General features: G+C 66.7%; 29 protein-coding genes. 10 read left to right on the top strand and 19 right to left on the bottom strand.

Annotation, left to right across the window (positions count from 1 at the left end):
- Nucleotides 1-27: 27 nt before the first annotated feature.
- The 13 genes from fliR to fliF all read right to left on the bottom strand — a co-directional run bounded on the left by fliR (nt 28) and on the right by fliF (nt 11,161).
- Complete coding sequence (fliR, locus tag SRAH_RS04275; protein ID WP_029462118.1) at nt 28-795, bottom strand: flagellar biosynthetic protein FliR; 768 nt, start codon at nt 793-795, stop codon at nt 28-30.
- Between the two features lie 30 nt (nt 796-825).
- Nucleotides 826-1,095: a flagellar biosynthesis protein FliQ gene (gene fliQ, locus SRAH_RS04270; protein ID WP_029462117.1), complete on the bottom strand. Its 270-nt coding sequence runs from the start codon at nt 1,093-1,095 to the stop codon at nt 826-828.
- 31 nt (nt 1,096-1,126) lie between these two features.
- Nucleotides 1,127-1,924, bottom strand: a complete 798-nt coding sequence (gene fliP / locus SRAH_RS04265) for a flagellar type III secretion system pore protein FliP (protein ID WP_029462116.1) — start codon at nt 1,922-1,924, stop codon at nt 1,127-1,129.
- Nucleotides 1,921-2,346, bottom strand: coding sequence for a FliO/MopB family protein (locus SRAH_RS11960; protein ID WP_052369084.1), 426 nt, complete (start codon nt 2,344-2,346; stop codon nt 1,921-1,923). Before SRAH_RS11960 ends, fliP begins: the two co-directional genes overlap by 4 nt.
- Before the next feature lie 40 nt (nt 2,347-2,386).
- Nucleotides 2,387-2,791 (bottom strand): flagellar motor switch protein FliN, encoded by a 405-nt coding sequence (gene fliN, locus SRAH_RS04255; RefSeq protein ID WP_029462114.1) that lies wholly within the window; start codon nt 2,789-2,791, stop codon nt 2,387-2,389.
- Entirely contained in the window at nt 2,784-3,785 is a 1,002-nt protein-coding gene (gene fliM / locus SRAH_RS04250; protein WP_029462113.1) for a flagellar motor switch protein FliM, read from the bottom strand. Before fliM ends, fliN begins: the two co-directional genes overlap by 8 nt.
- 31 nt (nt 3,786-3,816) lie before the next feature.
- Nucleotides 3,817-4,350, bottom strand: a complete 534-nt coding sequence (locus SRAH_RS04245) for a flagellar basal body-associated FliL family protein (protein ID WP_052369083.1) — start codon at nt 4,348-4,350, stop codon at nt 3,817-3,819.
- Nucleotides 4,351-4,525: 175 nt separating this feature from the next.
- Nucleotides 4,526-5,758 carry a flagellar hook-length control protein FliK gene (gene fliK / locus SRAH_RS12585; RefSeq protein ID WP_149028924.1) on the bottom strand — a complete coding sequence of 411 codons (1,233 nt, stop codon included), beginning with the start codon at nt 5,756-5,758 and terminating at the stop codon, nt 4,526-4,528.
- A complete protein-coding gene (gene fliJ / locus SRAH_RS04235) occupies nt 5,755-6,225 on the bottom strand; it encodes a flagellar export protein FliJ (RefSeq protein WP_029462110.1) in 471 nt (156 codons plus the stop codon). The genes fliK and fliJ overlap by 4 nt, the downstream gene beginning before the upstream one ends.
- Nucleotides 6,222-7,682, bottom strand: a complete 1,461-nt coding sequence (gene fliI, locus SRAH_RS04230) for a flagellar protein export ATPase FliI (RefSeq protein WP_045476122.1) — start codon at nt 7,680-7,682, stop codon at nt 6,222-6,224. Before fliI ends, fliJ begins: the two co-directional genes overlap by 4 nt.
- Nucleotides 7,675-8,382, bottom strand: coding sequence for a FliH/SctL family protein (locus SRAH_RS04225; protein ID WP_029462108.1), 708 nt, complete (start codon nt 8,380-8,382; stop codon nt 7,675-7,677). The genes fliI and SRAH_RS04225 overlap by 8 nt, the downstream gene beginning before the upstream one ends.
- A complete protein-coding gene (fliG, locus tag SRAH_RS04220; protein WP_029462107.1) occupies nt 8,369-9,370 on the bottom strand; it encodes a flagellar motor switch protein FliG in 1,002 nt (333 codons plus the stop codon). The genes SRAH_RS04225 and fliG overlap by 14 nt, the downstream gene beginning before the upstream one ends.
- 63 nt (nt 9,371-9,433) lie before the next feature.
- Nucleotides 9,434-11,161: a flagellar basal-body MS-ring/collar protein FliF gene (gene fliF / locus SRAH_RS04215; RefSeq protein ID WP_029462106.1), complete on the bottom strand. Its 1,728-nt coding sequence runs from the start codon at nt 11,159-11,161 to the stop codon at nt 9,434-9,436.
- A gap of 191 nt (nt 11,162-11,352) precedes the next feature.
- On the opposite strand from fliF, the gene fliE reads away from it, so the two are divergent.
- A complete protein-coding gene (gene fliE, locus SRAH_RS04210; RefSeq protein WP_029462105.1) occupies nt 11,353-11,682 on the top strand; it encodes a flagellar hook-basal body complex protein FliE in 330 nt (109 codons plus the stop codon).
- 2 nt (nt 11,683-11,684) lie between these two features.
- On the opposite strand, the gene SRAH_RS04205 is transcribed toward fliE, so the two are convergent.
- On the bottom strand, nt 11,685-11,987 hold the full coding sequence (locus SRAH_RS04205) for a flagellar protein FliT (RefSeq protein ID WP_029462104.1): 303 nt from the start codon (nt 11,985-11,987) through the stop codon (nt 11,685-11,687).
- A gap of 112 nt (nt 11,988-12,099) precedes the next feature.
- A complete protein-coding gene (locus SRAH_RS04200) occupies nt 12,100-12,456 on the bottom strand; it encodes a ComEA family DNA-binding protein (protein WP_232840984.1) in 357 nt (118 codons plus the stop codon).
- Nucleotides 12,457-12,631: 175 nt separating this feature from the next.
- On the opposite strand from SRAH_RS04200, the gene SRAH_RS04195 reads away from it, so the two are divergent.
- Together SRAH_RS04195 and SRAH_RS04190 are read left to right on the top strand one after the other, a co-directional pair.
- Nucleotides 12,632-13,291: a CoA pyrophosphatase gene (locus SRAH_RS04195; RefSeq protein ID WP_029462102.1), complete on the top strand. Its 660-nt coding sequence runs from the start codon at nt 12,632-12,634 to the stop codon at nt 13,289-13,291.
- Nucleotides 13,292-13,388: 97 nt separating this feature from the next.
- The gene (locus SRAH_RS04190) at nt 13,389-14,330 is read left to right on the top strand and encodes a CobD/CbiB family protein (RefSeq protein WP_029462101.1); all 942 of its coding nucleotides are present in this window, start codon (nt 13,389-13,391) and stop codon (nt 14,328-14,330) included.
- Nucleotides 14,331-14,348: 18 nt separating this feature from the next.
- Here the strand turns inward: SRAH_RS04190 and rsgA are convergent, their stop codons facing one another.
- Together rsgA and SRAH_RS04180 are read right to left on the bottom strand one after the other, a co-directional pair.
- Complete coding sequence (gene rsgA, locus SRAH_RS04185) at nt 14,349-15,314, bottom strand: ribosome small subunit-dependent GTPase A (RefSeq protein ID WP_171816027.1); 966 nt, start codon at nt 15,312-15,314, stop codon at nt 14,349-14,351.
- Nucleotides 15,311-16,582, bottom strand: coding sequence for a M48 family metallopeptidase (locus SRAH_RS04180; RefSeq protein ID WP_029462099.1), 1,272 nt, complete (start codon nt 16,580-16,582; stop codon nt 15,311-15,313). The genes rsgA and SRAH_RS04180 overlap by 4 nt, the downstream gene beginning before the upstream one ends.
- A gap of 69 nt (nt 16,583-16,651) precedes the next feature.
- Between SRAH_RS04180 and orn the strand changes: the two genes are divergently transcribed.
- The 7 genes from orn to SRAH_RS04145 all read left to right on the top strand — a co-directional run bounded on the left by orn (nt 16,652) and on the right by SRAH_RS04145 (nt 24,426).
- On the top strand, nt 16,652-17,233 hold the full coding sequence (gene orn, locus SRAH_RS04175; RefSeq protein WP_045476199.1) for an oligoribonuclease: 582 nt from the start codon (nt 16,652-16,654) through the stop codon (nt 17,231-17,233).
- A gap of 72 nt (nt 17,234-17,305) precedes the next feature.
- The gene (locus SRAH_RS04170) at nt 17,306-17,602 is read left to right on the top strand and encodes a type II toxin-antitoxin system RelE/ParE family toxin (protein ID WP_029462097.1); all 297 of its coding nucleotides are present in this window, start codon (nt 17,306-17,308) and stop codon (nt 17,600-17,602) included.
- A gap of 2 nt (nt 17,603-17,604) precedes the next feature.
- A complete protein-coding gene (locus tag SRAH_RS04165; RefSeq protein WP_029462096.1) occupies nt 17,605-17,898 on the top strand; it encodes an addiction module antidote protein in 294 nt (97 codons plus the stop codon).
- A 367-nt stretch (nt 17,899-18,265) separates the two neighbouring features.
- The gene (locus SRAH_RS04160; RefSeq protein ID WP_082210062.1) at nt 18,266-20,011 is read left to right on the top strand and encodes a DEAD/DEAH box helicase; all 1,746 of its coding nucleotides are present in this window, start codon (nt 18,266-18,268) and stop codon (nt 20,009-20,011) included.
- 158 nt (nt 20,012-20,169) lie between these two features.
- Nucleotides 20,170-21,039 (top strand): motility protein A, encoded by an 870-nt coding sequence (locus SRAH_RS04155; protein ID WP_082210069.1) that lies wholly within the window; start codon nt 20,170-20,172, stop codon nt 21,037-21,039.
- Nucleotides 21,036-21,920, top strand: a complete 885-nt coding sequence (locus tag SRAH_RS04150) for an OmpA/MotB family protein (protein WP_052369082.1) — start codon at nt 21,036-21,038, stop codon at nt 21,918-21,920. The genes SRAH_RS04155 and SRAH_RS04150 overlap by 4 nt, the downstream gene beginning before the upstream one ends.
- Nucleotides 21,921-21,999: 79 nt before the next feature.
- A complete protein-coding gene (locus SRAH_RS04145; RefSeq protein WP_082210061.1) occupies nt 22,000-24,426 on the top strand; it encodes a UvrD-helicase domain-containing protein in 2,427 nt (808 codons plus the stop codon).
- 30 nt (nt 24,427-24,456) lie between these two features.
- Here the strand turns inward: SRAH_RS04145 and SRAH_RS04140 are convergent, their stop codons facing one another.
- On the bottom strand, nt 24,457-25,260 hold the full coding sequence (locus SRAH_RS04140; protein WP_029462091.1) for a BPSS1780 family membrane protein: 804 nt from the start codon (nt 25,258-25,260) through the stop codon (nt 24,457-24,459).
- Complete coding sequence (locus SRAH_RS04135) at nt 25,257-26,213, bottom strand: homoserine kinase (RefSeq protein ID WP_029462090.1); 957 nt, start codon at nt 26,211-26,213, stop codon at nt 25,257-25,259. The genes SRAH_RS04140 and SRAH_RS04135 overlap by 4 nt, the downstream gene beginning before the upstream one ends.
- Nucleotides 26,214-26,275: the final 62 nt, after the last annotated feature.

The raw sequence follows: 26,275 nt of genomic DNA, 5'->3' as shown, positions 1-26,275 counted from the left end.
CCGCGCCGGCGGGGTTTGCTGCGCGGCTCAACCGGCCAAGAACAAGTCGGTAACGACGCGCATGAGTTGCAGCACCGGCTGATCGAGCAGCGGCAACGTAAAGGCGATGCCCACCAGACCCACTGAGAGCGTGAGCGGAAAGCCGATGGCGAATACGTTCATTTGCGGCGCGATGCGCGTGATGATGCCCAGCACCACGTTGACGAACAGCAGCATGCCGATCATGGGCAGGGCGATCCACAGGCCGTAGTAAAAAATCAGCCCTCCCAGTTCGTGCAGGCGCATGGTCTGCACCACCGCCAGCATGTCGCCCCCCACCGGGAAGGTGTGAAAGCTCGCGGCCACCGCCATGATCAGCATCAGATGCCCGTTCATGACCACGAACAGCAGCATGGTGATGTTGCCAAAGTAGCGCCCGACCGGGCTCGACTGCGCGTTGGTGGCCGGATCGAAAAAGCCGGCGAAATTGAGCCCCATCTGCAAGCCAATGATCTCGCCCGCCATTTCCACCGCGGCAAAGACGATGCGCACCGCCAGCCCGATCGAGACGCCGATGGCGATTTGCTGGATCACCGCGCCCAGCGCCTCGGGGCTGGTGAGCGAGAGCATGGGCGGTTCGGGCAGCGCCGGCTGGATGCAGACCGCGATCAGAAAGGCCAGCGCCACCTTGAGGCGCATGGGCACCGAACGCGAAGAAAAGATCGGGGCGCTGGCAAAGACGCCGAGCACGCGCAGAAAAGGCCAGAAGATGGGCGCCACCCAGGCCATGATCTGGGCCTCGGTGAAAGTGATCATGGGGGCGTCCACGTGCCGTTGCCCCGTGCCCTAGATCGCGTACTCGGGGATCGAGAGCAGGATGCGGCGCAAAAAATCGACCAGCGTGGTCAGCATCCACGGCCCCGAGATCGCAAACACCACCACCGCCGCCACGATCTTGGGCACGAAAGAGAGCGTGGCCTCGTTGATCTGCGTCAGGGCCTGAAACAGGCTCACCACCAGCCCGACCACCAAAATCACCCCCAGCAGCGGCGCTGAGACGGCCAGCAGGATGAAGAGCGCGTTTTGACCGATGGTGAGTACGGCTTGGGCGTCCATGTTATTTTTATCAGATTTGACCGGACGGGCGCTAGACCACGAAACTCGCCGCCAGCGAGCCGATCAGCAGGTTCCAGCCGTCGGCGAGCACGAACAGCATGAGCTTGAAGGGCAGCGCCACCAGCACCGGCGAGAGCATCATCATGCCCAGCGACATGAGTACGCTGGCCACGATCAGGTCGATCACCAGAAACGGGATAAAGATCAAGAAGCCGATCATGAAGGCGGTTTTGAGCTCGCTGATCACGAAGGCCGGCACCAGCACCCGAAAGGGGGCGGTTTGCACGGTCACGCTTTCGTCCAAGCCGGCCAGGTTGGCAAACATGAGGAAGTCGGCTTGGCGGGTTTGCTTGGTCATGAACTCGCGCATCGGCGCTTCGGCGCGCTGCACCGCTTGCTCAAAGCTGATTTCGCCCCGGGTAAAGGGTTGGTAGGCTTCGGCGTGCACGCGGTCCAGCGTGGGGGCCATGACGAACAAGGTGAGAAACAGCGCCAGCCCGACCAGCACCTGGTTGGGGGGCGCCGCCTGCGTGCCCAGCGCCATGCGCAGCAGCGAGAGCACGATGATGATGCGGGTGAAGGCCGTCATCATGAGCAGCACCGCCGGCAAGAACGAGAGCGCGGTGAAGAACAGCAGGGTCTGGATGGGCACCGAAAAGCTGGTGCCGCCCGCGCCTTGGCCGATCAGAATCGGGAAGCTGCCCGGCGGTGCGGCGGCAGGTGGCACCGGGGCCCCTTGCGCCCACGCCAGAGCGCCGCCACCCAGCAGCAATCCCGCCAGCGCAGCCAAGCCCAGCGGCCGCCCCAGCCGGATCAGGGCAGCCTTCATGGGCGCGGCTCCGAGGCGGGCGGCGGCCCTGCGCCTAGAGATCGGGCCACCTTTTGGTACAGGGTTTCGGGGGCTGGCTGGGCCACCGAGGGCGTGGCGGGGGCGAAGGGGGCGGGGCCGGATGCGGATGACGCTGGTGCAGCGGCTGCGCCCACGAGGCGTTGCGTGTGCAGGGCACTGATGTGCTGCGGTGTCACGCCCAGCGTGAGCTGCACCGGGCCGTCGGGGCCGTTGACTTCGACCACCACCACACGCTGCTGGGGCCCCACCATGAGCTGCGACACCAGACGCAAATCGGCACCCAAGCCGCTGCCTGAGGGGGCGATGCGCTTGCGCATCCAATGCACGCCCCAAGCCAGCAGCACCATGACCAACAGCAGGCCGAGCGCCGGCAACATGGCGGTGAAAATTGACTGGTTCATGGCCTGAAACGAGCGGGCGCAGTGATGGGGCGCTGCGGCATCAGTTGCGGCTCAGGCGGCGCAGCCGCTCGGAGGGGGTGACGATGTCGGTCAGGCGGATGCCGAACTTTTCGTTCACCACTACCACCTCGCCTTGGGCGATCAGGTAGCCGTTGACGAGCACGTCCATGGGTTCGCCAGCCAGCGCGTCGAGTTCGACGATCGAGCCCTGCGCCAGTTGCAAAATGTATTTGATCGGCACCTTGGTGCGGCCCAGTTCGACCGAGAGCTGCACCGGGATGTCGAGCACCATCGAGATGTCGTTCGGGCTGTTGACGGCGCTGCCGGGGCTGGCGTCAAAGTGCGGGGCACCGGCGCTGAGGTCGTCGTTCACGCCCTTGCTGCTTTGCTCTTGCAAGGCCTGGGCCCAGTCGTCGGCCATGGATTCGGGGGTTTCGTCAGTCATGCTTGTCTCCATGCCAGGTGCTGGCTTGTTCGCGCCGCAATTGCACCACTTTGAGGGCGTATTTGCCGTTGTGGGTGCCGTATTCGGCCTGCAACACCGGCACCCCATCGACGCGGGCATCGATCACGCGCTCGCGTTCCAGTTCGATGAAGTCGCCCACTTTCATGGCCAGCAGTTGCTCGACCGTGGTGCGGGTGCGCGCCAGTTCGGCGCAGAGCTCGATTTCGGCGGCCTGGATTTCTTGGCCCAGCAGCCTCACCCAGCGCCGATCCACCTCCATCGAGTCGCCTTGCGAGGTGGAGTAGAGCAGGTCGCGGATCGGCTCCAGCGTGGCGTAGGGGATGCACAGGTGCAGCGAGCCGGTGATGTCGCCGATTTCGAGCGAAAAACTGGTGCTGACCACGATCTCGCTCGGGGTGGCGATGTTGGCAAACTGGGGCTGCATCTCGGAGCGCTGATAGACCAGTTCGAGCGGATAAACGCCCTTCCAGGCTTTTTTGTACTCGTCCGACACCACCTCCACCAGCCGGTTGATGACGCGCTGCTCGGTGGGCGAAAAATCGCGCCCCTCGATGCGGGTGTGGAACTTGCCGTTGCCGCCAAACAAGCTGTCGATGACACCAAACAGCAGCGCGGGCTCGCACACGATCATGCCGCTGCCGCGCAGCGGGCGCACCGCCATGAGGTTGAAGTTGGTGGGCACCACCAACTCGCGCAGGAACATGCTGTACTTTTGCACCTGCACCGTGCCGACCGAGATTTCGGGGCTGCGCCGGATCAGGTTGAACAAGCCAACGCGCAGGTTGCGTGCGAAGCGCTCGTTGATCACCTCCATGGTGGGCATGCGCCCACGCACGATGCGCTCTTGCTTGGACAGGTCGTAGCCGCGCACACCCGTGGTGTCGACCTCGTCCTTGGCGAGTTTTTGGCTCTCGCCCGTGACACCCTCGAGCAGGGCGTCGATCTCGTCTTGGGACAGGAAGGCGTCGCTCATGGTGCGGCTTAAATTCGGTCGAGCCGGCGGCTTACTGGACGATCAGGCTGGTGAACAACACCGCCTGCACCGGGCTGGGGGTGGTGCCTTGGTCGGGCAAGCCGATGGTCTGGCGGATCATACCCAGCATGTCGGCGGCCAGCGCGTCTTTGCCCGCCGGCGTCAGCAGCTCGGCAGCGGTGCGCTGCGAGGCCAGACGCAGCATGCCGTTGCGGATCGCGGGCATGAAGGCCGTGAGCCGGTCGGCGGTGGCCGAGTCGGCCAACTGCACCGAGATGCCGATTTGGGCAAAGCGCATGGCTCCCGGATCGGCCAAGTTGACCACCATGTTTTCCAATGGCATGAAGGTGGGTGGGGCGGCCGGGGCAGCGAGTTGCACCACCGGCTGGCCATCGGCGTCAAGTTCTTCTGCGGCCGGCTGAAACATCATCAGAGCCACCAAAATGGCAACCCCCACCAGCACGACGGCCACCACGGCAGCCAGGATGATGAGGAGCAGCTTCTTGCTCTTGGGTTTGGCGGGTGCAGCGTCGGGGGCAGCGGGTGCCGGAGGTTTTGCGGCCATGGTTTTGCCTTCTGTTCAAATACATCTGCCTAGGCAGTGCCGACCGATTCGGACGGCTGTATTGTGTCATGCCGATTGTGTGAGCAATCGGCGCCGGCTTGAGTCAGAAAAGCAGGCGTGGAGGCCTGCTTTTTGGATTTTTAAGGGGCTTGCGCGGTGCCGCCGGTGTCGGCTGTTAGGCGTAGACGCTCAAGCCGGCGCGACCGCTGGCCGGCTGCAGCACCAGCGACGGCGGCTCGGCGGCAGGGGTTTCGGTGACTTCGGCGCGCGCGCTGCTCGCCTGAGGGCGCTGCGCCGTGGAGCGGTCGGATTGGCCCGAGGCGCGTGAACCAATCGAAAGACCGGCCAGTTCGAGTCCGTTTTGGCCCAACAGCTCGGACAAGGCCTCTTGGGCTTGGCTGCGCAGGCTCTCGCGCAGTTGTTCGTCGTTGGTGAGAAAGTCGAGTTGGGCTTGTTGGCCATCGAGCTTGATCTCGATTTCCAGGGTTTGATGCAGGCCCTCGTGCAGCAACAGGTTGGCCCGTTTGACCTGCCCCGCCAACCAGAAGCTGATTTGTTGCCCCAGCGGTTCCCAAACGGCATCCAGCCCTTGGGCCGTGGCCTGCTCGAGCAGGTGGCTGAAGTCTGCGTCGGCCTTGGCCGCTTCGGTGCCGGTGCCCGAGGCGGTCGGGCTTTCCACCAAGGTGCGGGCTGCATCGCCGCCACGCGCTCCTTGCCCCGAGCCTTCGCGCGCACTCGACTCTCCGCGTGCGCCGGCGGTGAGGGCGGCAAGCAAAGCGCCGGCGTCGGATTCGTCCGCGATGCCCTGGGCGGCAGCCGAGGCCGAGCCAGCCGCTGCGCCGGCTCCGGCTGCGTAAGGGTTCGGCGCCAATGCGGCTGCCGGGCGCGGGTAGAGGCTGGCTTGGCCCGCTGGGCCGGGTGCCAGCTCGGCGGCGGCTGGTGAAGCAGCCAAGTGGGTGGGTTTGGCGCGCGCCTTGGCGACGGTGGAAACCCAGTGGCCCGTGGTGCTAGGCTGCGCCGCAGCGGAGGCGGCTTTGCTGCCCGGCGCCGCCTCGCTTCCTGCTGCACCCGATGGAGTGGCGGTACCAGACGAGAGGGCCGTGTCGACTCGTGCATCGAAACGGGTCAAGCGGCTGCTGGGATCAAGGGGGTTGGGCTGCAGAGGTGAATCGGGTTGGGCGTCGCCAGTGACGTGGGAGGGTGCAGTGACGAGGTCGGCATCGCCCTGGGCCGATGGCGGTCCGGCTAGGCTATCGTCGGCAGCCTGCAACAAGGCGGAAAAGGCGTCGGTCTGGGGTTTGGACGCGGTGGCGGACGGGGAGTGCGTGGCCGCTGGGCTGGCAGTGGCGGGCAGGCGGCGCGGGTTGGGCTCAGGTGCGCGTGGGGCTGCCGGGGCGTCGGTTCTCATGGGTTCGATCTCCAAGGGTGCAAATCGGCGTGCAAGCGGTGTTGCACGGCGGCCATTTCGTCGTTGGATTTTTGCTCTTGGCGCTGCTGTTGCAGCAGCCATGCTTGGTGGCGGCGCTGCTGAAACTTGCGCAGGCTGGCCAGTTCGCGCTCAGCTTGCATGACGTGTTGCTGGCACTGCTGCAGCCGCTGCGCAATCTGTTGCAACACCTCTTGTTGAAAGGCTTGGGCGTGGTCGAGCCGGCCCATGAACACCCGGTGGGTGTGCAGTTGCACACCATCGAAGCCCTGTGCGGAGCGCTCGCTCCAGCGCAAGCCGGTTTCGGCGCTGTAGCCTTGCAACTGGTTGAACTGCAGCAGCGCCTGGCGTTGTTCTTGTTGCAGTTGTGCCAGTGCCTGCAAAGCCAGGTCGCGCTTGCGCTGCGCGACGTCGATCACCAGCGACAAATCGTGGGCGGGGGCTTTCATGGCTGCGTTGGGTGGAGGTGGCTGGCCCGCGTGGCGTGGGCTTCGCCGATGGCCTCGGCCAGTTGCTGCACGCTGGCCTCGAACGGGGCTTGTTCGCGCATGTCCTGCATCAGAAAATGCTGCAGGGCGGGAAAGAGGGCGATGGCGCGGTCGGTCTCGGGGTCGCTGCCTGCGGCGTAGGCACCGAGCTGGATCAGGTCGCGGCTTTTTTGGTAGCGCGCATAGAGCTGGCGGTAGCGCCGTGCCCACTGCTGGTGCGCAGCGCTGGTGACGTTGTGCATCACGCGCGAGGCCGAGGCTTCGATGTCGATGGCCGGGTAGATGCCCGACTCGGCCATGCTGCGCGAGAGCACGATGTGGCCGTCCAGTATGGCGCGGGCGGCGTCGGCGATCGGGTCTTGCTGGTCGTCGCCCTCCGAGAGCACGGTGTAAAACGCGGTGATGGAGCCCTTGCCCTGCGCCGCGTTGCCGCTGCGCTCGACCAGTTGCGGCATTTTGGCAAAGCAGCTCGGGGGGTAGCCCTTGGTGGCGGGTGGCTCGCCGATGGCCAAGGCGATTTCGCGCTGCGCCATGGCGTAGCGGCTGAGCGAGTCCATCAGCAGCAGCACGTCGAGCCCGTCGTCGCGAAAGCGCTCGGCGATGGCCGTGGCGTAGTGCGCGCCCTGCAGGCGCAGCAGCGGCGGCAGGTCGGCCGGGGCGGCCACCACCACCGAGCGCGCCAGTCCATCAGCCCCGAGGATGTCTTCGATGAATTCTTTCACCTCGCGGCCGCGCTCGCCGATCAGGCCAACCACGATCACGTCGGCGCGGGTGAAGCGCGCCATCATGCCCAGCAGCACGCTTTTGCCGACACCGGAGCCGGCAAAGAGCCCGATGCGCTGGCCACGCCCGACGGTGAGCAAGGCGTTGATGGCGCGCACCCCGGTGTCGAGCGGCTGGCGCACCGGGGCGCGCTCCATGGCGTTGATGGGGCTGCGCTCCAGCGGCTCGACCACGACCGCGCGCAAGGGCCCCTGGTGATCGAGCGGATGCCCGTGCGAATCGACCACCCGGCCCAGCAGCCCGCCCCCAAGCGGCAGCCGCAGCACGCCGCGGTCGTTGGGCGGCAGGGGCTTGAAAGGGTCGCCCAAGCGCAGTTGCGGCCGGTAGGGAGGCAATTGGCGCACCCGTGCGCCGCTGGCCAGCCCCTGCACGTCGCCGGCCGGCATCAGGTAGGCGCGGTCAGCGTTGAAGCCCACCACCTCGGCCAGCACCGCGCTGTCGGGCTCGCCGGGGGTGTCGATCACGCATTGCGAGCCCACGGGCGCACGCACGCCCTGGGCTTCGAGCACCAAACCGGCTAGGCGCACCAGCCGGCCGCTGGTTTCGAGCGCGGTGTGCTGGGTGGCCGCCTGGTGCGCCAGTGCCATGAAGGCTTGCCAGCGCGGCGGTAGGTCTGGGGCTTGGGGCTCAGACATCGGCTTGCCCGCCGGGTTGCCAGGGCGGCTCCAGCCCCAAGTTGGCCACCGCGCGCTGCCAGCGTTGTTCCAGCCGCGCATCGACGCCGCCATGGGCGCATTCCACCACGCAGTCGCCCGGGCTCAGGGTGGGGTCGGGCTGCACCTGCACTGGCCTGCCGTGCGCCTCCAGCGCCGCATGCTCAGCCAGCAGGGCGGCATCCAGCGGGTGCAGGCGCAGAGTGGCCGGGCGGCCGTCGTCGATCAGCAAAGCCAGCGCTTCTTGGGCCACGCTGCGCAAGGGCGGCAGCGGGGTGCTGAGCTCACGCCGCACCACCTGGCGCGCCAATTCACAGGCCAATTGCAACACCTGTTCGGCCAGCGCCTGTTCGAGCCGATCAAAACCCGCTTGTGCCTGATGCAGCAGGGTTGCCACCCGTTCCGCCTGTTCGCGTTGCGTCAGCAGGGTTTGCTCCTGCAATTCGAGCCGCGTTTGTGCGGCGCCTTTAAGCTGGCCAGCCTCGAAGCCCGCGTCCCACGCCTGTTGGCGCAAGGCCTGCTCCTGCTGTGCTTGGTGCAGATCGTCTTGCGCCTGTGCCTCGGGGGTGGGGTGGCGCTGGGCTTGTCCGTCGATGGGGCCAAACTGCACCGCTGCCACCTCGAGCACTTCCTCGCGTGGGATGAAGCGCTGATAGTGCGAGGCGCGGCTAGACGAAGGCATCGTCGCCTCCGCCGCCAATCGAAATCTGGCCCTCGTCAGACAAGCGGCGCACCACCTTGAGGATTTCTTTTTGCTGCGTTTCCACCTCGGAAAGCCGCACCGGCCCGCGTGACTCCAAATCTTCCTTGAGCGCTTCGGCGGCGCGGCTCGACATATTGCCCAGGATTTTCTCTTTCAGCTCGCTGCTGGCGCCCTTGAGGGCAATCACCAGCGCGTCGGATGACACCTCTTTGAGCACCATCTGCATGGCCTTGTTGTCGAGCTTGTTCACGTCTTCGAAGGTGAACATCTTGTCCATGATCTTTTGCGCCAGATCGGGGTCGGACTCGCGGATCGAGTCGACCACGGTGGTCTCTAGGCTGGTGCCGAGCAGGTTGATGATCTCGGCCGCTGCCTTGACGCCGCCCAGTGAGCTCTTGCGGATTTTGTCGCCGCCCGCCAGCACCTGGTAAAGCGCTTCATTGAGGTCTTTGAGGGCCATCGGCTGGATGCCCTCCATGGTGGCGATGCGCAGCATGACGTCGTTGCGGGTGCGCTCGGTGAAATACTTGAGCACGCTGGCGGCGTGGTCTTGATCGAGGTGCACCAAAATGGCGGCCAGAATTTGCGGGTGCTCGTTGCGCAGCAGCTCGGCCACCGAACTGGGGTCCATCCATTTCAGGCTCTCGATGCCCGAGACATCGCCCCCTTGCAGGATGCGGTCGATCAGCAACGAGGCTTTGTCGTCGCCCAGTGCGCGCTTGAGCACCGCACGCACGTAGTTGTCGGTGTCCGAGACCAGCAGGCTTTGCGAGGCCGCCTCAGCGGTGAACTTGTCGACCACGCCATCGACCTTGTCTTTGCTGACGGCGCGCATGCGCGCAATCGTCTCGCCCAGGCGTTGTACCTCTTTGGGAGAGAAATGCTTGAACACCTCGGCCGCTTCCTCTTCGCCGAGCGACATGAGGAAGATGGCCGCGTCCTGCAGTCCGTCGTCGCTGTCAGCCATTGCGCGTTACCTTTGGGCTTGTCAAGGGCCCGATTGTCGCCCGATTGTCGCCATATGGGCCCCTCAGGTGGTGGTGGCCGGCGTCGCCGCTTCGCCGCTCATCCAGCCGCGCACGATGTTGGCCACGGCCATCGGGTTTTCGCGTGCCAGCCGTCGCGCATCCTCCAGCCGCAACTGCTCGGCCGTGGGTTCGTTGGATGCGGGTGCGGGCAAGCCTGGACGCTGGGGTTGGTCGTCCACCAGCGCGTTGAGCTGGCCGCCCGGTGCAGCGTTGCCATCGGCGCCTTCTGAGGCCTGGGCCGCCATCAGCTTGAGCGAAGGCCGCACCATGCCCAAGAACACGATCAGGCCCAGCAGCAACAAGCCCAGTGGCCAGGCTAGGCTGCGGATCAGGTCTTGCAGCCACGGTTGCTGCCACAGCGGCAGCTCGACGGTTTCCACCGCGGTGCGGTTAAAAGCGGCGTTCATGACGTTGACGGTGTCGCCGCGCGGTTCGCTAAAGCCGATCGCTTCGCGCACCAAGGCATTGATCTGCGCCATCAGCTCGGGCGACAAGGGGGTGCTGGTGGGCTCGCCGCGGCGGTCGGTGCCTTCGGCATGGTTGAGCACCACGGCCGCGCTCAACCGGCGGATGTTGCCGGTGGCGCCGCGCGTGACGGCCACGGTGCGGTCGACCTCGAAGTTGGTAACTTGCTCGCGTCGGCGGTTGGCTTCGGCCGTACCGCCACCCACGTTTTGTCCCGGCACCACGCCCAAGGGAGCGGCATCGGGGGCGTTGATGGGGGCGGCAGCGGCCCCCGGCGGCAAGTTGGCCACCGCACCCGGCACGCCGGCGGGGGTTTGGTCGGTCTGGCTGCCGCTCTCGAGCAGTTGAGCGCTGCGCACGGCGGCTTCGTTGGGGGTTTGGTTGGGGCGGAATTGCTCGCTGGTCTGGTCGGTGACCGAAAAATCGACGTCGGCCGTGACCTGGGCGCGCACGTTTTGGCGCCCCACCAAGGGTTCGAGCAGATCCAAGATGCGCTGTGCATACATCTGCTCGACCATGCGCCGGTATTCGAGCTGGCGCGAATCGATGCCATTTTGTGCGCCGTCGGCGCTTTGCGACAACAGATTGCCCTGCTGGTCCACCACGCTCACGGCGGCGGGGCGCATTTCGGGCACGCTGCTGGCCACCAGATGCACGATGCCGGCCACTTGGGCGCGGTCCAGCGTGCGGCCGCCGTGCAGGGTCAGCAATACGCTGGCCGAGGGCTTTTGCTGCTCCCTGAAAAACCCGGTCTGGTTCGGTAGTGCCAGGTGCACGCGCGCTTCGGCCACGGCATTGAGCGAGGAAATCGAGCGCACCAGTTCGCCTTCGAGGCCGCGCTGGAAGTTCAGGCGTTCTTGGAATTGCGTCATCCCCAAGCGGGCGCTGTCCATCAGCTCAAAGCCGACCACGCTGCCACGCGGCAGCCCTTGCGCCGCCAGTTGCAGCCGCACGTCGTGTACCCGGTCGGCCGGCACCAAGATCGCGGTGCCGCCCTCAGAGTGTTGGTAGGGCACACCGAGTTGCGACAACTGCTCGATCACGGCGCCGCCGTCTTGCGGCGACAGATTGGCGTACAAGACCCGAAACTCGGGCCGGCCGGCCATTAGGACGGCTGCCACCAGCAGGGCCAGCAGGCCTGCGGCGCCTAGGGCGAGCATGAGCTTGCGCCCGCTGTCCAAGCGCGCAAAGCCTTGCACCAGGCGGTTGGGACGGCCCGCAGCCTGGGCGAAGGGGGCATCAACGGTGGCAACGGCGGTGTTCATGCGTGGCGGTGGGGTTCAAGCGCCGTGAAAGGGCGGGAGGGCGGGCGGTTTGAGGCAATTATGAAAGCCCATCCCGGAATCTAAAGCAGGAAAAGCCCCTTGGATGGGTGTCTTATCGGGCTCAAGCTGGGCCGCGCCGAGCCGTAGCATCGGTTGCGTCGGATTGAACCCCGTACTGCAAGGATACTGCCATGGAATTGCGCCTTACCCCCCCCACGACCGTCACTGCGGGCGCAGTGCGCGCGCCAACGCGTCCACCCTCCCTCGAGGCCGGGGGCGCGGCTGAGGTTGCCGGTGCCAGTGGTTTTGGGCAGGCCTTCAAAACCGCGCTGCACAACGTCAGCGCGGCACAAAACCGGGCCACGCAGTTGCAGACCGAGTTCCAGATCGGCAACCCCAATGTCAGCCTAGAGCAAACCATGTTGGCCATGCAAAAGGCCCAAATCGGCTTTCAGGCCGCGCTGCATGTGCGCAACCGCATGATGCAGGCTTACACCGATGTGATGAATATGCAGGTTTGAGACTAGTGCAGCAGCCGCGACTGCGGCGGGTGCAAGACGGTGCCCAACTCATCCACCCAAGGTTCCACCAATTCTCGGATTTGCGCATCGTGGCGCAGCAGGGTGAGCATGATGCGCTGCTTGCGCGCGCGCTCTTCGGGTGTCAGGGGGGTCTCGCTGCCGAGTTCGCGCAAGCGCGCGATCAACACGGCGCAGGCGCTTTCGAGGCGCACCATCTCGTCCCAGTCTTGCGTCTGTGCCGCATCGAGCATCGCTTGGCTGGTTCTTTCGATCGCCTGATAGTAGTCGAGCAGGTGGATGGCCATGGTGGGTGGGTGGGTCGAAGGGTGGCGGCACGTTTTGGCGATCCGCGGGTCATGCCTTTTATATCGTTGGATTGGGCGCCGACTTGAGGAAATACTGGAGGGCTTGTGCCGGTCAGTTGTGGGCTTTGGGTGCGGGGCCGGGTGAGTGCGCCGGCTCCAGCGGGCGTGGCACCATGGGCTGCCACTGGATGGGGGTGGGCGGGGGTTCTTGGCCCAAGCGCCTGCCGTTGACGGTCAAGCCGTTGGCCGACAGGCGGGTCGCGGTGGCGGGGCCCACGCCGCGCACGCGGCTGGAAAAATCGCGCCAGTCGGCAAAAGGGCGCTGCTGGCGCGCCGCCACGATGCGCTCGACCATCACCGGGCCTATGCCCTTGATGGCATCGAGGTCGGCCGGTGCAGCCCGGTTCGCCTCGACCGCATGGGCCTGAGCCGAGGCCAGCGCCAACACAACGGCGCACAAAGCCGTCAAGGCCCATTTGCTAGGCGCCTTGCCGAATCTGGCTTTCCACGATGCGCCCGCTGACCATGCGCCACCCATGCCGCCCTCCTGCGTGTTGCGGTTTCCAAACCTGCACAATAGGGCTCATCTTAACTTCAAGGCGGGTGTGTGTGGTGCGGCATGCGCGGCAGCCCCCCGGCCAGCTATGTTTGATCCCACCCAAGTGCCCGTGCTCGGCACCGACAGCCATTTGCCCGCCGTGGCGCTGGCGCAGTGCCAGCCCATGGCGCTGCGCCAGCGCTTTGCAAGCCCCCCGGTCTGGCAGCCCGAGTTGCGCCACGAGCCCCGCTTCGTCGACCGCGTGCCCAGTCCGGCGGCGGTGTTGATGGCGGTGCGCGCCGGGCCGCAGCCCACGCTCTTGCTCACCGAGCGCAGCCTTGCCTTGCCCGATCACCCCGGCCAAATCGCTTTTCCTGGGGGCAAGGTCGACGCCACCGATGCCGACGCCCAAGCCGCCGCCTTGCGCGAAGCGCAAGAAGAGATCGGGCTGCCGCAGCACGCGGTCGAGGTGCTCGGTCAATTGCCCGCCTACACCACCGGCAGCGGCTTCATCGTCACGCCGGTGTTGGCGCTGGTGCAGGCCAGCCAGCGCTTGCAACCCAATCCGCGCGAGGTGGCGGCCGTGTTTGAAGTGCCGCTGGTTTATTTGATGAACCCGGCCCACCACCGCCGCCACGAGTTGCTCTGGCAAGGCAGCCACCGGCAGTGGTTTTCCATGCCTTGGCACGACGGCACGCGGGAGTGCTACATCTGGGGCGCCACGGCGGCCATGCTGCGCAACCTGTACCGGCTGTTGAGCGCCTGAGCCCCGGCGCTCTGGCGGCGAGTGCGCCCCAGAGCCGGTGCAGGGCAGCCCGCGCTGGGTTGGCTGAAACCGCTGGCGCTGGTTATGATGCGACCCCATGACCTTGTTCGCCCTCATTTTGGCTTTGGTGCTCGAACAGGCGCGCCCCTTGCCCGACGACAACCCGGCCCACGCTGCGCTGCGCGCTTGGGCGGCCGCTGCGCGCCGCTGGCTCGATGCCGGGCAGTGGCAGCATGGCTGGCTGGCTTGGGCGCTGGCGGTGCTGCTGCCCACCGTGCTCGCGCTGTTGATCTACGGCTTGCTCAACTGGGTGCACGGTCTGCTCGGTTTTGCGTGGGCGGCGCTGGTGCTCTACCTCACGCTGGGCTTTAGGCAGTTCAGCCACCACTTCACCTCCATCCGGGTGGCGCTGGAGTCGGGCGATGAGGCGGCGGCGCGGGCCGAGCTGGCGCGCTGGCAAGGGGTGGAGGTAGCCGAGTTGCCGCAGCAGGAGTTGCTGCGGCACGTGATCGAGCATTCGGTGCTGGCCGCGCACCGGCATGTGTTTGGGGTGATGGTGGCGTTTGTGGTGTTTGCGGCGATGGGTTTGGGGCCGGCCGGAGCGGTGTTGTACCGCATGGCCTTGCACGTGGCGCGCCATTGGTCGGTGCGCACCACGGTCGCAGCCGAGGATGCCTCTGCCGCCGCAGCGCGGCGTGGCTGGTGCGTGGTCGATTACGTGCCGGTGCGCGCCACGGCGCTGGCTTTTGCGGTGGTGGGCAATTTTGAGGAAGCGCTGGCCAACTGGCGCCAAGAGGGCACCCTGACCAAGGGCAACGACGGCTTGTTGCTGGCCGCCAGTGCGGGGGCCATGAATGTGCGCCTAGGCAGCGGCCCGCCCTTGGGTGAACCCCTGTACTCGCCCGAGTTGGGCTGGAACGAGTCCGACGCCCGCGTGCCCCAGTTGGCCCATCTGGCCACCATGGTGGGGCTGGTTTGGCGCGGGGTGTTGCTGTGGCTGCTGCTGCTGGCGCTGGCGCTGCTGGCGCGCGTTTGGTGAGGTTTCCGGGGGGCTTGGCTAGTAGCGCGCCGCCACGCTGAGTTCGCGGTGCAGATCGACGTAGAGCCGGTAGCGCTGCTCGTTGATGCCCGCACCCACGGCGGCCCGCACCGCGCAACCCGGTTCATGCAGATGGGTGCAGTTGTAGAAGCGGCACTGCCCGCAATGGGCGTCGAGGTCGGGCATCAGGTGCGCCAGTTGCGGGGGCTCGAGGTGGCGCAGGCCAAACTCCTGAAAGCCGGGTGAGTCGATCAGCGCCGAGCGGCGCTGCGCATCGAGCCAATACCAGGTGCTGCTGGTGGTGGTGTGGCGGCCCGAATTGAGCGCGCGCGAGACCGCTCCAGTGGCAGCCAAGGCCGTGGGCACGAGCCGGTTGACCAAGGTGCTTTTGCCGGTGCCCGAAGGGCCCAGCACCAGCGTCGCACGCCCTTGTAGGCGCTGGTGCAGGGCCTCGAGGCCGCCGTCGCTACAGTCTGCCGGCGCGCCCGCTGCGCTGCTTGGCGCATTAAGGCACAGTGGCAGCACGGTTTGCCCAAAGGCGCGATAGGGGGCCAGGCGCTCCCAGGCGCTGTCGAAAGCCGGGCCCAAGTCTTGCTTGTTGAGCACCACCAGCGCCTCGATGTCGGCGGCGCGGGCGGCCACCAGGGCGCGGTTGAGCTGGCTTTCCGAGAACACCGGGTCGGCCGCCAGCAGCACCAGCAACAAGTCGATGTTGGCAGCAAAAGACTTGGTGCGCAGTTCGTCTTGGCGGTAGAACAGATTGCGCCGCTCCAGCGTGCGCATGATCGTGCCACCGTCGCCGCTGGGTTGCCAGCAGACCCGGTCGCCCACCAAGGGGGCGTCTTTTTTGCCACGCGGGTGGCACAGCAGGCGCTGGCCGTCGTCGGTCTCGACCCAGCAGTGGCGGCCGTGGGTGCCGACCACCAAACCCAGGCGCTCAGCCAGCCCCGAACCAGTGGCATCGGGGCACTGGGTAGGCATCATGCGCCCAAGCGCGCCAAGCGCTCGCCGGCGGGCGGGTGCGAGTAGTAAAAGCGCACGTACAGCGGGTCGGGCGTGAGGGTGCTGGCGTTGTCTTTATAGAGCTTGAGCAGGGCGCTGGCGAGGTCGCGCGGGTCGGCGTGCGCAACCGCAAAGGCGTCGGCCTCGAACTCTTGCCGGCGCGACAGCGCGCTCATCCACGGCGAAGCAAAAAAGCCGACCAGCGGGGTTACCAGCAAAAACAGGATCAGGGCCAGGGCCCCGTTGGGCTGCATCAGGTTGGGGGTCACGCCCAAGCCGGTGTAGAACCAGACTTGCTGCACCAGCCAGCCCAGCAGCGCCAAAGCGCCCAAGCTCAGCAGCGCCATCAGCGCGATGCGCTTGAGGATGTGGCGGCGCTTGAAGTGCCCCAGCTCGTGCGCCAACACGGCGTCGAGCTCGCCTGGCGCCAGCTGCTGCAACAAGGTGTCGAAGAACACCACCCGCTTAGCCGGCCCAAAGCCGGTGAAATAGGCGTTGGCGTGCGCGCTGCGCTTGCTGCCGTCCATCACGAACAAGCCCTTGGCCTGAAAGCCGCAGCGCGCCAACAGGGCTTCGATGCGCGTTTTCAGGGCCGGGTCTTGCAGCGGCTCGAAGCGGTTGAACAGCGGCGCGATCAGGCTTGGGTACAACACCAGCAGCAGCAGGTTGAAGGCCATCCACAGCCCCCACGCCCACAACCACCACAGGGGGCCGGCGGCCTGCATCAGCCACAGCAGCAAGGCCACCACGGGCAACCCGATCACAGCCCCCACGGCGGCGCCCTTGAGGCCGTCGCTGAGCCACAGGCGCGGGGTCATGCGGTTGAAGCCGTGCCTTTGTTCGAGCACGAAGGTGCGGTACCACGACAGCGGCAGCTCCAGCAGCGCCCCCAGCGCGGTAAAGGCCGCCAGCAGCGCCACCTGTTGCAGCAAGCCCGGCCCGAACCACGCCAGCAAGCCCTGGTTGAGGGCATTCAGGCCCCCCAGCAGCGTCCAGCCCACCAGCAGCGCCGCCCCGAAGCTGGTTTCGATCAGCCCCAAGCGGGTTTTGGCGATGGTGTAGTCGGCCGCTTTCTGGTGCGCCGCCAGCCCGATGCGCTCGGCAAAGGGTGCCGGCACGGCGGCGCGGTGTTGCGCCACGTGGCGCATCTGGCGCCCGGCCAGCCAGAGCCGGGTCAGCAAGCCCGCGGCCAGCAGCAGGCAAAACACGGCCGTCCACAAGGCCGGGGCAAAAGCAGCGTATGAATTCATAAGCTGCAAGTATAGGAGTCGCCGGTCCAGGCTGCAGGGGCTGGGGGCGAATCGGCGAGAATGCAGCCCATGCAACACCCCGTCCCACCCTTGGCCGATGCGGCCGAACTGCACCACAGCGACCAAAACCTGGTCTGGATCGACTGCGAGATGAGCGGGCTCGACCCGGACAAAGAGCGCCTGCTCGAGATTGCCGTGGTCATCACCGGGCCGCATTTGAGCCCGCGCATCGACGGCCCGGTGCTGGTGCTGCAGCAGAGTGAGGCGCTGCTGGCGGCCATGGACAACTGGAACAAAGGCACGCACGGCAAAAGCGGTCTGCTCGACAAGGTGCGCGCCAGCCGCCTGAGCGAGGCCGATGCCGAGGCCGAGCTGCTGGCCTTCATCCGCCGCTACGTGCCCAAGGGCGGCTCGCCCATGTGCGGCAACACCATCGGCCAAGACCGGCGCTTTTTGCTCAAATACATGCCCAAGCTGGAAGACTACTTCCACTACCGCAACCTGGACGTGAGCACGCTCAAGGAGCTGGCCAAGCGCTGGCGCCCCGAGGTCTATGCCGCCTTCAAAAAACAGCAGCGCCACACCGCCCTGGCCGACGTGCACGAGTCCATCGACGAGCTGGAGCACTACCGGCAGCATTTGCTGCGCTGAAGGGCCAGTGGGGCTGCGGGGTCGCCTTGAATTGGTGTTGCGATGATGTAGTCTTTAGACTACAATCCAAGCATGTTTGAGTTGCTGCAAACCGAAGCCTTTCGCAAGTGGCGTTCTAGACTCAAGGATGGGCGCGCTCGCGCGGCCATCGCGGCGCGGCTAGACCGCTTGGCATTTGGTCATATGGGCGATGCCGAGCCGGTAGGCCAAGGGGTGAGTGAACTCCGCATCCACTATGGCCCCGGCTACCGGGTGTATTTTCAGCGGCGCGGCAATCAGATCATCGTTTTGTTGTGTGGTGGTGACAAAACCTCGCAGGCGCGAGACATTGCTAGCGCGCTGCGCTTGGCAGAGCAATGGAGTGAATGAGCATGAGCGAAAAACTAAGCCCCTACGACCCAGCCGAGGATTTGGCTTCCGATCAGGCCATCGCCGACTTCATGGCCGCGGCGCTCCAAACCCAAGATCCGGCCTACATTTCTCATGCGCTGGGCGTCGTCGCCCGAGCCAAGGGCATGACGCAGATTGCCAACCAGACCGGCCTGTCGCGCGAACAGCTTTATCGATCCTTCAGCGCCCACGGCAACCCGACGCTGCGCTCCACGCTGGCTGTGATGAAGGCGCTCGGGATCGAGCTCTCCGCAAGGCCCGTTGCTGGGCATTGAAGCGCGCTGAGGCGGTTCGGCGGAGCAGGCATGCCCGGTAAAAATAAATTTGCACGCCGCGCGTAAATGCGCCATAATCGAAGGCTTCGCTGAAAAAACAGCGAGGACCTTGCATCTGCCTCACGCTTTTTTGGGGGTGGTTTCTTGGGGGGCAGCTGGGCTTATAGGGCGCGGCTGCAAAAAACCCCCATCCAACCCCAGCCTGGTTGCACTGCCCCCTAGGGGGAAGAACAGCGCCCAGGTCGATTTGTTTGTGGTCGATGTGTTTTTTCACCACGAACGAATCGGGCGTATCCGCACAGCCACTCTGGGCTGGGCGAGCCTCCGTTTTGTTCCTTTGCGCCACTTGTGCGCATGGACGAACGACATGACTGATATCACCTGCACCCCTGAGGCTACCGACGTAGCCATCCCTGCCGCCACGCCCGTGGTTGCGGCCACCCCCGTGGCCACCCCTGCCGCCCCCTCGGCTTTTGCTGCCTTGGGCCTGGCCCAGCCGCTGCTCAACGCCGTGGCCGACCTCGGTTTCACCCAGCCCACGCTGGTGCAGCAAGCCGTGATTCCCAAAGCCATGCAGGCCGAAGGCACGGGCCGCTCGGGCGCCCAGGCTTTCACCGACCTGATGGTATCGAGCCAGACCGGCAGCGGCAAAACCGCCGCCTTCCTGCTGCCCGTGTTGCACACCCTGCTGGTGCAGATGGAGCAGCAAGAGGCCGCCGAGCGCGCCGATTGGGAGCGCCAACAAGCCGAAGCCGCTGCCGCTGGCCAGCCCGCCCCCAAGCGCGCCAAGCGCCAAAACCCGCTGCTGGCGCGCCACTTCAAGCCCACCGTGCCCGGTGCGCTGGTGCTGTGCCCCACGCGCGAACTGGCGCAGCAAGTCGCCAACGACGCCATCGACCTGGTGCAGCACTGCCGTGGCCTGCGCATTGCCAACGTGGTCGGCGGCATGCCCTACCAAATGCAGATCGCCAAGCTGCAAAACGCCAACCTCGTGGTGGCCACGCCGGGCCGCCTGCTCGACTTGCAGCGCAGCGGCCAACTGGTGCTCGATCAGGTGCAGTTTTTGGTGGTCGATGAGGCCGACCGCATGCTCGACCTCGGCTTTGCCGACGACCTGGCCGAAGTCAACCGCCTCACCGCGGCCCGGCGCCAGACCATGATGTTCAGCGCCACCTTTGCGCCGCGCATCCAGGCGCTGGCCACGCGCGTCATGCGCGAGCCGCAGCGGGTGCAGATCGACACCCCGCAAGACCGGCACGTCAACATCGAGCAGCGCCTGTACTGGTGCGACAGCCCGGAGCACAAGCGCCAGTTGCTGGACCACTGGCTGCGCGACGCCTCCATCGGGCAGGCCATCGTTTTTTCCAGCACCCAGATCGAGTGCGACGCCTTGGCGGCTGATTTGCAGCAGGCCGGTTTTGCCGCCGTGGCGCTGCACGGGGCGCTTAGCCAGGGCTTGCGCAACCGGCGCCTGATGGCGCTGCGCAGCGGCCAGGTGCAGATTTTGGTGGCCACCGACGTGGCCGCGCGCGGCATCGACGTGCCCAGCATCACGCACGTGTTCAACTACGGGCTGCCGATGAAGGCCGAGGACTACACGCACCGCATCGGCCGCACCGGCCGCGCTGGGCGCCAAGGGATGGCGGTGACGATGGCCGAAATGCGCGACCGCCGCAAAATTGGCGATATCGAAGCCTTTAGCCAGCAAGTGATCGACACCCACACCATTGTCGGCATGGAGCCGCGCAAGCAACTCTACGAAAGCCGCAGCGAGCCCCGCCGTGGCCCCGGTGGCCGCCCACCGGCTGGGCGCGGTGCCCGCCCCGGCGGCTCTTACAGCGGCCCGCGTGAAGGTGGTTTTGGTGCCCGGCCGACGCAGCACCAGCCGCACCACCCCCCGCGCACCCCCGGCGAGGGGCCGCGCCACGGCTTTGGCAAACCTGCGGCCCCAGCGCGCCAAGGCTACGGCGACCGCCCGGCCTACGGCGGCGACCGTCCCGCCTATGGTGATCGTCCGGCGCATGGCGGTGACCGCCCCGCCTGGGGTGACAAGCGCGAGCGCCCCCAAGGCGGCCCCAAGCCTTTTGCCGGCAAAGGCCGCCCCAGCCGCTAAGCGGGTCAGCCTGCTCATCGTCCCTCGCACGGCCCTGCGCGCCGTAGGGGGGCGAGTGAGCGAGTGAGTGGCAAGGCGGCTTGCGGCGGCGGCCGTCGATGCGGCACAATCGCGCCACAGAGCGGCGCGCGTGCGCCCGTCGCCAGGAGCCCTACCAGATGAATCCCTCCACCCTGATCGGGATGGTGGCCAGCGTCTTGCTGCTGGTCACCGTCATGATTTTTGCGGCCGAAGACCCGCTGCTGTTCATCGACTTGCCGGGCTTGGGGATTGTGCTCTTTGGCACCTTGGCCGCCACCTTCATGAGCTACCCGCTGCGCGAGGTGCTGCGGGTGTTCAAGCTTTTTGGCACCGTGATCCGCAATGAGCGGCTCTACACCCAGAGCGCCATCGACGAGCTGGTCGATGTCTCGCGCCTGTGGATACGCGACGACCTGGCAGCGGTCGAGCGCGCCCTGAAAAACGTCAACAACCCCTTCTTGCGCACCGGGGTGCAACTGGTGATCGAGCGCACCCCCGAAGCCGACATCTTGGATTTGATGCAATGGCGCATCTCGCGCCTGCGCGCCAAAGAGGCGGCCGAGGCGCAGTTGTTTCGCGTCATGGCCAGCTACGCGCCGGCCTTTGGCATGATCGGCACCCTGGTCGGGCTGGTCAACATGATGGACATTTTGGGCACCGGCGACATGCTGGTGATCGGCGGCCATCTGGCGGTGGCCCTGATGACCACTTTTTACGGCATCTTGCTCGCCAACCTGATCTTCAAGCCGGTGGCGGTCAAGCTCGAGCGCCGCACCGAGCAGCGCGTGGTGCTGATGAACATGGTGATGCAGGGCATCGCCATGATGACGGCACGGCGCAGCCCGTCGCTGATGCGCGAAACGCTCAAGTCCTTTGCCGCGCACCACGAAGACGAGATTTTTGACGGGCCGCAGGCAACGCCTCAATCGGGCGGCTGGTGGAGCTTGGGCGTGCGCAAAGCCAATCGGTCCAGCAAAGCCGAAGCCAAGCCTGCTGGACGTCCATGAGCCCCACGCTGCTCGAGACCATGCTGGCCCGCATGCCCCCCGGGCCCGGCTCGGCGGCCAACACGACCAGCGCTCAGGCGGCGGCCACAGACGACAGCACGGGCCCCAACCGCCCCATCAGCGCGCTGCACGGTGGCCGCTTCGAGCGCTGGCACGTGGACCCGGTGCCGGTGCAAGAGGAGGAAGCCTGGCTGATCACCTACCTCGACATGATGACGCTGCTGCTGGCGATGCTGGTGGTGATGCTGGCTTTTTCCGAGCCGGTGAGCGAGGCCTTTCGCGGCGAGCGGCGCGAGATCGCGCTCGACCGGCTGCACCCGCAGGTGCAGGCCGCAGCCGACGCCGGCACCACCATTTTGCCGCCGGTGCCGCTGCCGCACCCGGCCACGGCGCCGGCGCGGGTCGAGGGCGACCCGGTTGATGTCCGCGCCGCCCCGGTGCCGCCCGCGCCGCCTGCGCTCAACGTGGGTGATCTGGGGCAAAACGTGGAAGTCGTGACCGAAGCCCGGGGCGTCACGCGTTTTCGCATCAGCAGCGAACTGTTGTTTGCACCCGGCCAGGCCGCACTCACCCCGGCCGGCCAGCGCGTGATCGACGAGCTGCTGCCGGTGCTCAACCAGGCCATGGGCCACACCATCGTGGTCGAAGGGCATACCGACAACGTGCCCATCGCCACCGCGCGCTTTCCTTCCAACTGGGAGCTGGCGGCGGGCCGCGCCGGTGCGGTGGTGCGCCACCTCGAGACACGCGGCGTGAACCCGATGCGGCTGCGCGCCACCGGCGTGGCCGACACCAAGCCACTGGCCGACAACGCCACCGCGCCCGGGCGGGCGCAGAACCGGCGCGTGGAAATTGTGCTCGAAGCGCCGCCGGTGCAGTAAGGCGAGTGGGCCAAGGCTGATAAAACCCGAGACAAGTGGCCAAGGTGCCAGCGGTTGGGCGCCAGCCGATAATCGGCCCATGACCCACCGTTTTGCGCCCGAATCCGCCCCCAGTCCGGCCCACAGCCCCATCCCCACCTCAGCCCTGGACCAACCGTCGCCGCTGCTGCAAGCCCTCAACCCCGAGCAACTGGCCGCCGTCACGCTCGGGCCCGAACCGGCGCTGATTCTGGCCGGAGCCGGTTCCGGCAAAACGCGCGTGCTCACCACCCGCATCGCCTGGCTGCTGAGCACCGGGCAAGTGAGCCCGGCCGGGGTGCTGGCCGTGACCTTTACCAACAAGGCCGCCAAAGAGATGCTCACGCGGCTGGCGGCGCTGCTGCCGCTGAACGTGCGCGGGATGTGGATCGGCACCTTTCATGGCCTGTGCCACCGCATGTTGCGCGCCCACTGCAAGCTGCTCAACTTGCCCGCCACGTTTCAGATTCTGGACATGCAAGACCAGCTCAGCGCCATCAAGCGGCTGCACAAGCAGCTCGCGCTGGATGAGGAGCGCTTCAAGCCCAAGGAATTGCAGTGGTTCATCAACGCCTGCAAAGAGGAGGGCCAGCGCGCGCACCAGGTGCCCGCGCGCGACGCCGAGCAGCGCCACAAGATCGAGTTTTACCGCCTCTACGAGGAGCAGTGCCAGCGCGAAGGCGTGCTCGATTTTGGTGAGCTGCTGCTGCGCAGCTTCGAGCTGCTGCGCGACCACGACCCGGTGCGCGAGCACTACCAGCGCCGCTTTCAGCACATCTTGGTCGATGAGTTCCAAGACACCAACCGCCTGCAATACGCCTGGCTCAAGCTGCTGGCCGGGCGCATGGAGGGCAACCAGTTCGTGCCGGCCGGCAACGCCGTGCTGGCTGTGGGCGACGACGACCAGAGCATCTACGCCTTTCGCGGCGCGCGCGTGGGCAATATGGCCGATTTTGTGCGCGAGTTTGGCGTGCGCCAGCAAATCAAGCTGGAGCAAAACTACCGCAGCCAGGCGCACATACTGGAAGCCGCCAATCGGCTGATCGAGCACAACCAGGGCCGATTGGGTAAAAACCTGCGCACCGACCAGGGCACGGGCGAGCCGCTGCGCGTCTATGAAGCGCCGAGCGACTACGCCGAGGCCAACTGGATCGTCGATGAAGTGCGCCAGCTCACCGGCCGCGATGGTTTGCCGGCGCACCAGGTGGCGCTGCTGTACCGCAGCAACGCGCAGAGCCGGGTGCTGGAAACGGCGCTGTTCAACGCCGGGCTGCCGTACCGGGTCTATGGCGGGCTGCGCTTTTTCGAGCGCGCCGAGATCAAGCACGCGCTGGCCTATTTGCGCCTGCTCGACAACCCCGCCGACGACACCAGCCTGCTGCGCGTGCTCAACTTTCCGCCGCGTGGCATCGGGGCGCGCAGCGTGGAGGCCTTGCAGGCGGCGGCGCAGGCGGCGGGCTGCTCGCTGCACGATGCGGTGAGCGCGGTGCCGGGCCGGGCCGGAGCCAGCTTGAGCGCCTTCGTGGCCCTGCTCGATGCGCTGCGCGAGCGCTGCCAAGGGCTAGCACTGCGCCAGATCGTGGAGCAGGTGTTGCAGCACAGCGGCCTGCTGGCGCACTACCGCGCCGAGCGCGACGCCGGCGAGCGCGTAGAAAACCTAGAGGAGCTGCTCAACGCCGCCGAGAGCTTTGTGATGCTAGAAGGCTTTGGCCGCGACGCCGTGGCGCTGCCGCTGGACGAAACGGCTGCGGCCGAGGCCCAGGCCCAGGCCTATGCAGGCAGCAGCAACCCACCCGACGAGCCCCCCAGCGGCGAAACCCTGAGCCCGCTGCAAGCCTTTTTGAGCCACGCCGCGCTGGAAGCGGGCGACAACCAGGCGCAGAGCGGGCAAGACGCGGTGCAACTCATGACCGTACACGCCGCCAAGGGGCTGGAATTTGACGCCGTGTTCATCACCGGGCTCGAAGAAGGCCTGTTCCCGCACGACAACGCCAGCAGCAGCGCGCAGGCGCTGGAGGAGGAGCGGCGGCTGATGTACGTGGCCATTACGCGCGCGCGCCAGCGCCTGTACCTGAGCCACGCCCAGACGCGCATGTTGCACGGCCAAACCCGCTACCACCCGCGCAGCCGCTTTCTGGACGAGCTGCCGCCGCAGTGCCTGCAGTGGCTCAGCCCCAAACCGGGTGCCGGGGTGGGGCTGGCCCGTGGGGTGGCCGGCTTGCAACCGGCCTGGGGCCGCAGCGCCTTGGTGCCGGAGGTGCCGGGGGTGCCCGGTTTGTCTGGCACCGGGGCACCGGCGCGCAGCGCCCAAGCCGCAGCCGACACACACGGCATCCGCGCCGGGATGGCGGTGTTTCACCAAAAATTTGGCCAAGGCAAGGTGCTGGCGGTGGAGGGGCGCGGCGACGATGCGCGCGCCCACGTGAGCTTTACGCGCCACGGCAGCAAATGGCTGGCGCTGGCGGTGGCCAAGCTCACGCCGCTGTAACAGGCGGGCAACGGTGCAAGCCCCGCCTGACTAGGCCGCGGGCTGCCCTTCGTCGGTCTCGAAGCTGTCGCGGAAGGTGAAATAGAGCGAGGTGAAAAAGATTGCGCTCATGAGCATCGCCACCGGAAACAGCAACATGCCGATGAACTGCGGCCCGCCCACCAAGCCGCCCAGCAGCACCAGCAGCAAGGAGACGCCAAAGAACACCGCGCCCCAACCGACGAAGTAGATGAACAGCGCGGCCTTGTTGGTCCAGCAGGCCAGCGCGCTGAAAAACAGGCTTTTGAGCGGCGACACCCCATGCCAGTGCACCAGCGCTGGGGCGTGCCAGAACAGCAGCCCGAGCGGGATGTGCAGCAGCACGCCGATCATCATGCGGTTGACGGCCTCGGGGTTGAGGATCAGGTCTTGGGGGCTGGGGGCGGTGCCCGGTGCGGGCACGCTGGCCGGATCGACCAAGGGCGTGGGTGCGCCGCCGGTGAGCAGCAGCGTCAGGCCCAAGATCAGCAGCGAGCCGGCGGCGTAGATCGTGCCCAGCACCAGCATGGCGCGCGCACGCTCGCGCCCGGCCTGAAAGGCGCTGGCCAGCACCGTGGGCATGGGGAACTGCCCGGCGGCGGCGATGCGCGTGGCGGCCATCAGGCCCAGCGTGGCCGCCGGCAGCAGCGCCAGCGCCAGCGCCTGCCCCAACAGCGGCACCAAAGAGAGCACCGTGACCAACAAAATGAAGGCGAAAAACACCCCGGCCAGCGCCAGCGGCTGCTTGAAAAATGTGCGCAGGCCGAGCTTGACCCACAGCCAGCCGGTGCGCGCCGGTACGCGGTGCAGCCTCATGCCTGGGCCACCCGGGCGCGCAGCACGCGCTCGAAGTGGGTGGGGTCGTGCGGCTGCAACAGCGCGGCCGAACGCGGCAAATACCAGTCCCACAGGCGCGAGAGCCAAAAGCGCAGCGCGGCGGCGCGCAGCAGCGTGGGCAGCAGCGCCTGCTCGTCGGGCGTGAAGGGGCGCAAGCGCTGGTAGGCGTCGAGCAGGGCGTGGCTGCGCGCCGCATCCGGCTGCCCGCTGGCCAAGTCGATGCACCAGTCGTTCAGGCACACGCCGAGGTCGAACAACCAGGTGTCGCAGCCGGCAAAGTAGAAATCGAACACGCCCGTGAGCTCGCCGCCCTCGAACATGGCGTTGTCGCGAAACAGGTCGGCGTGCACCGGGCCACGCGGCAGGGCTTGGTAGGGGGCCTGCTGCGCCAGGGTGTTTTGCAGCGCCAGTTCGCTGCGCAGCAAATCGGCCTGCTCGGGGGCTAGGTGCGGCAGCACCAGCGGGGCGGTTTCGTTCCACCACGCCAGGCCGCGCAGATTGGGCTGCTGGCGCGGGTAGTCCAGCGCCGCCAGGTGCATGCGCGCCAGCAGGGTGCCCAGTTGCGCGCAGTGGCTGGGCTGGGGGCTGAGTTCGCTGTGGCCGCGCAGCTTGTTCACCACCGCCGCCGGTTTGCCATTGAGCCGGTGCAGGATGTTGCCGCTGGCATCCGGGGCCGGGTTGGGCACCGGGATGCCCTTGGCCGCCAGATGCTGCATCAGGTACAGGTAAAAGGGCAGTTGCTCAAAGCCCAGACGCTCGAACAGCGTGAGCACGTACTCGTGGCGCTCGCCGCTGGGTGCGCGCACCGAGGCAAAGTAGTTGGTGTTCTCGATCCCGCCCGGGCAACCGCGCAGTTCGATGAGCTCGCCCAAGCCCAGCGGGCGCATCAGGCCAGCGGCTTGGGCGGGGGCGACTTCGGTGAATACCGCCATGATCAGAGGGGGGTGCAGGGCGCAACCAAGGCGCCAAACGGGGTGGCTTGCATAGGCTGCGA

Origin of the sequence: Serpentinimonas barnesii (genome assembly GCF_000696225.1) — a bacterium.
Taxonomy (GTDB): domain Bacteria; phylum Pseudomonadota; class Gammaproteobacteria; order Burkholderiales; family Burkholderiaceae_C; genus Serpentinimonas; species Serpentinimonas barnesii.
The sequence above is the reverse complement of the archived record's forward strand: the minus strand, read 5'-3'. Positions and strand labels throughout refer to the sequence as shown.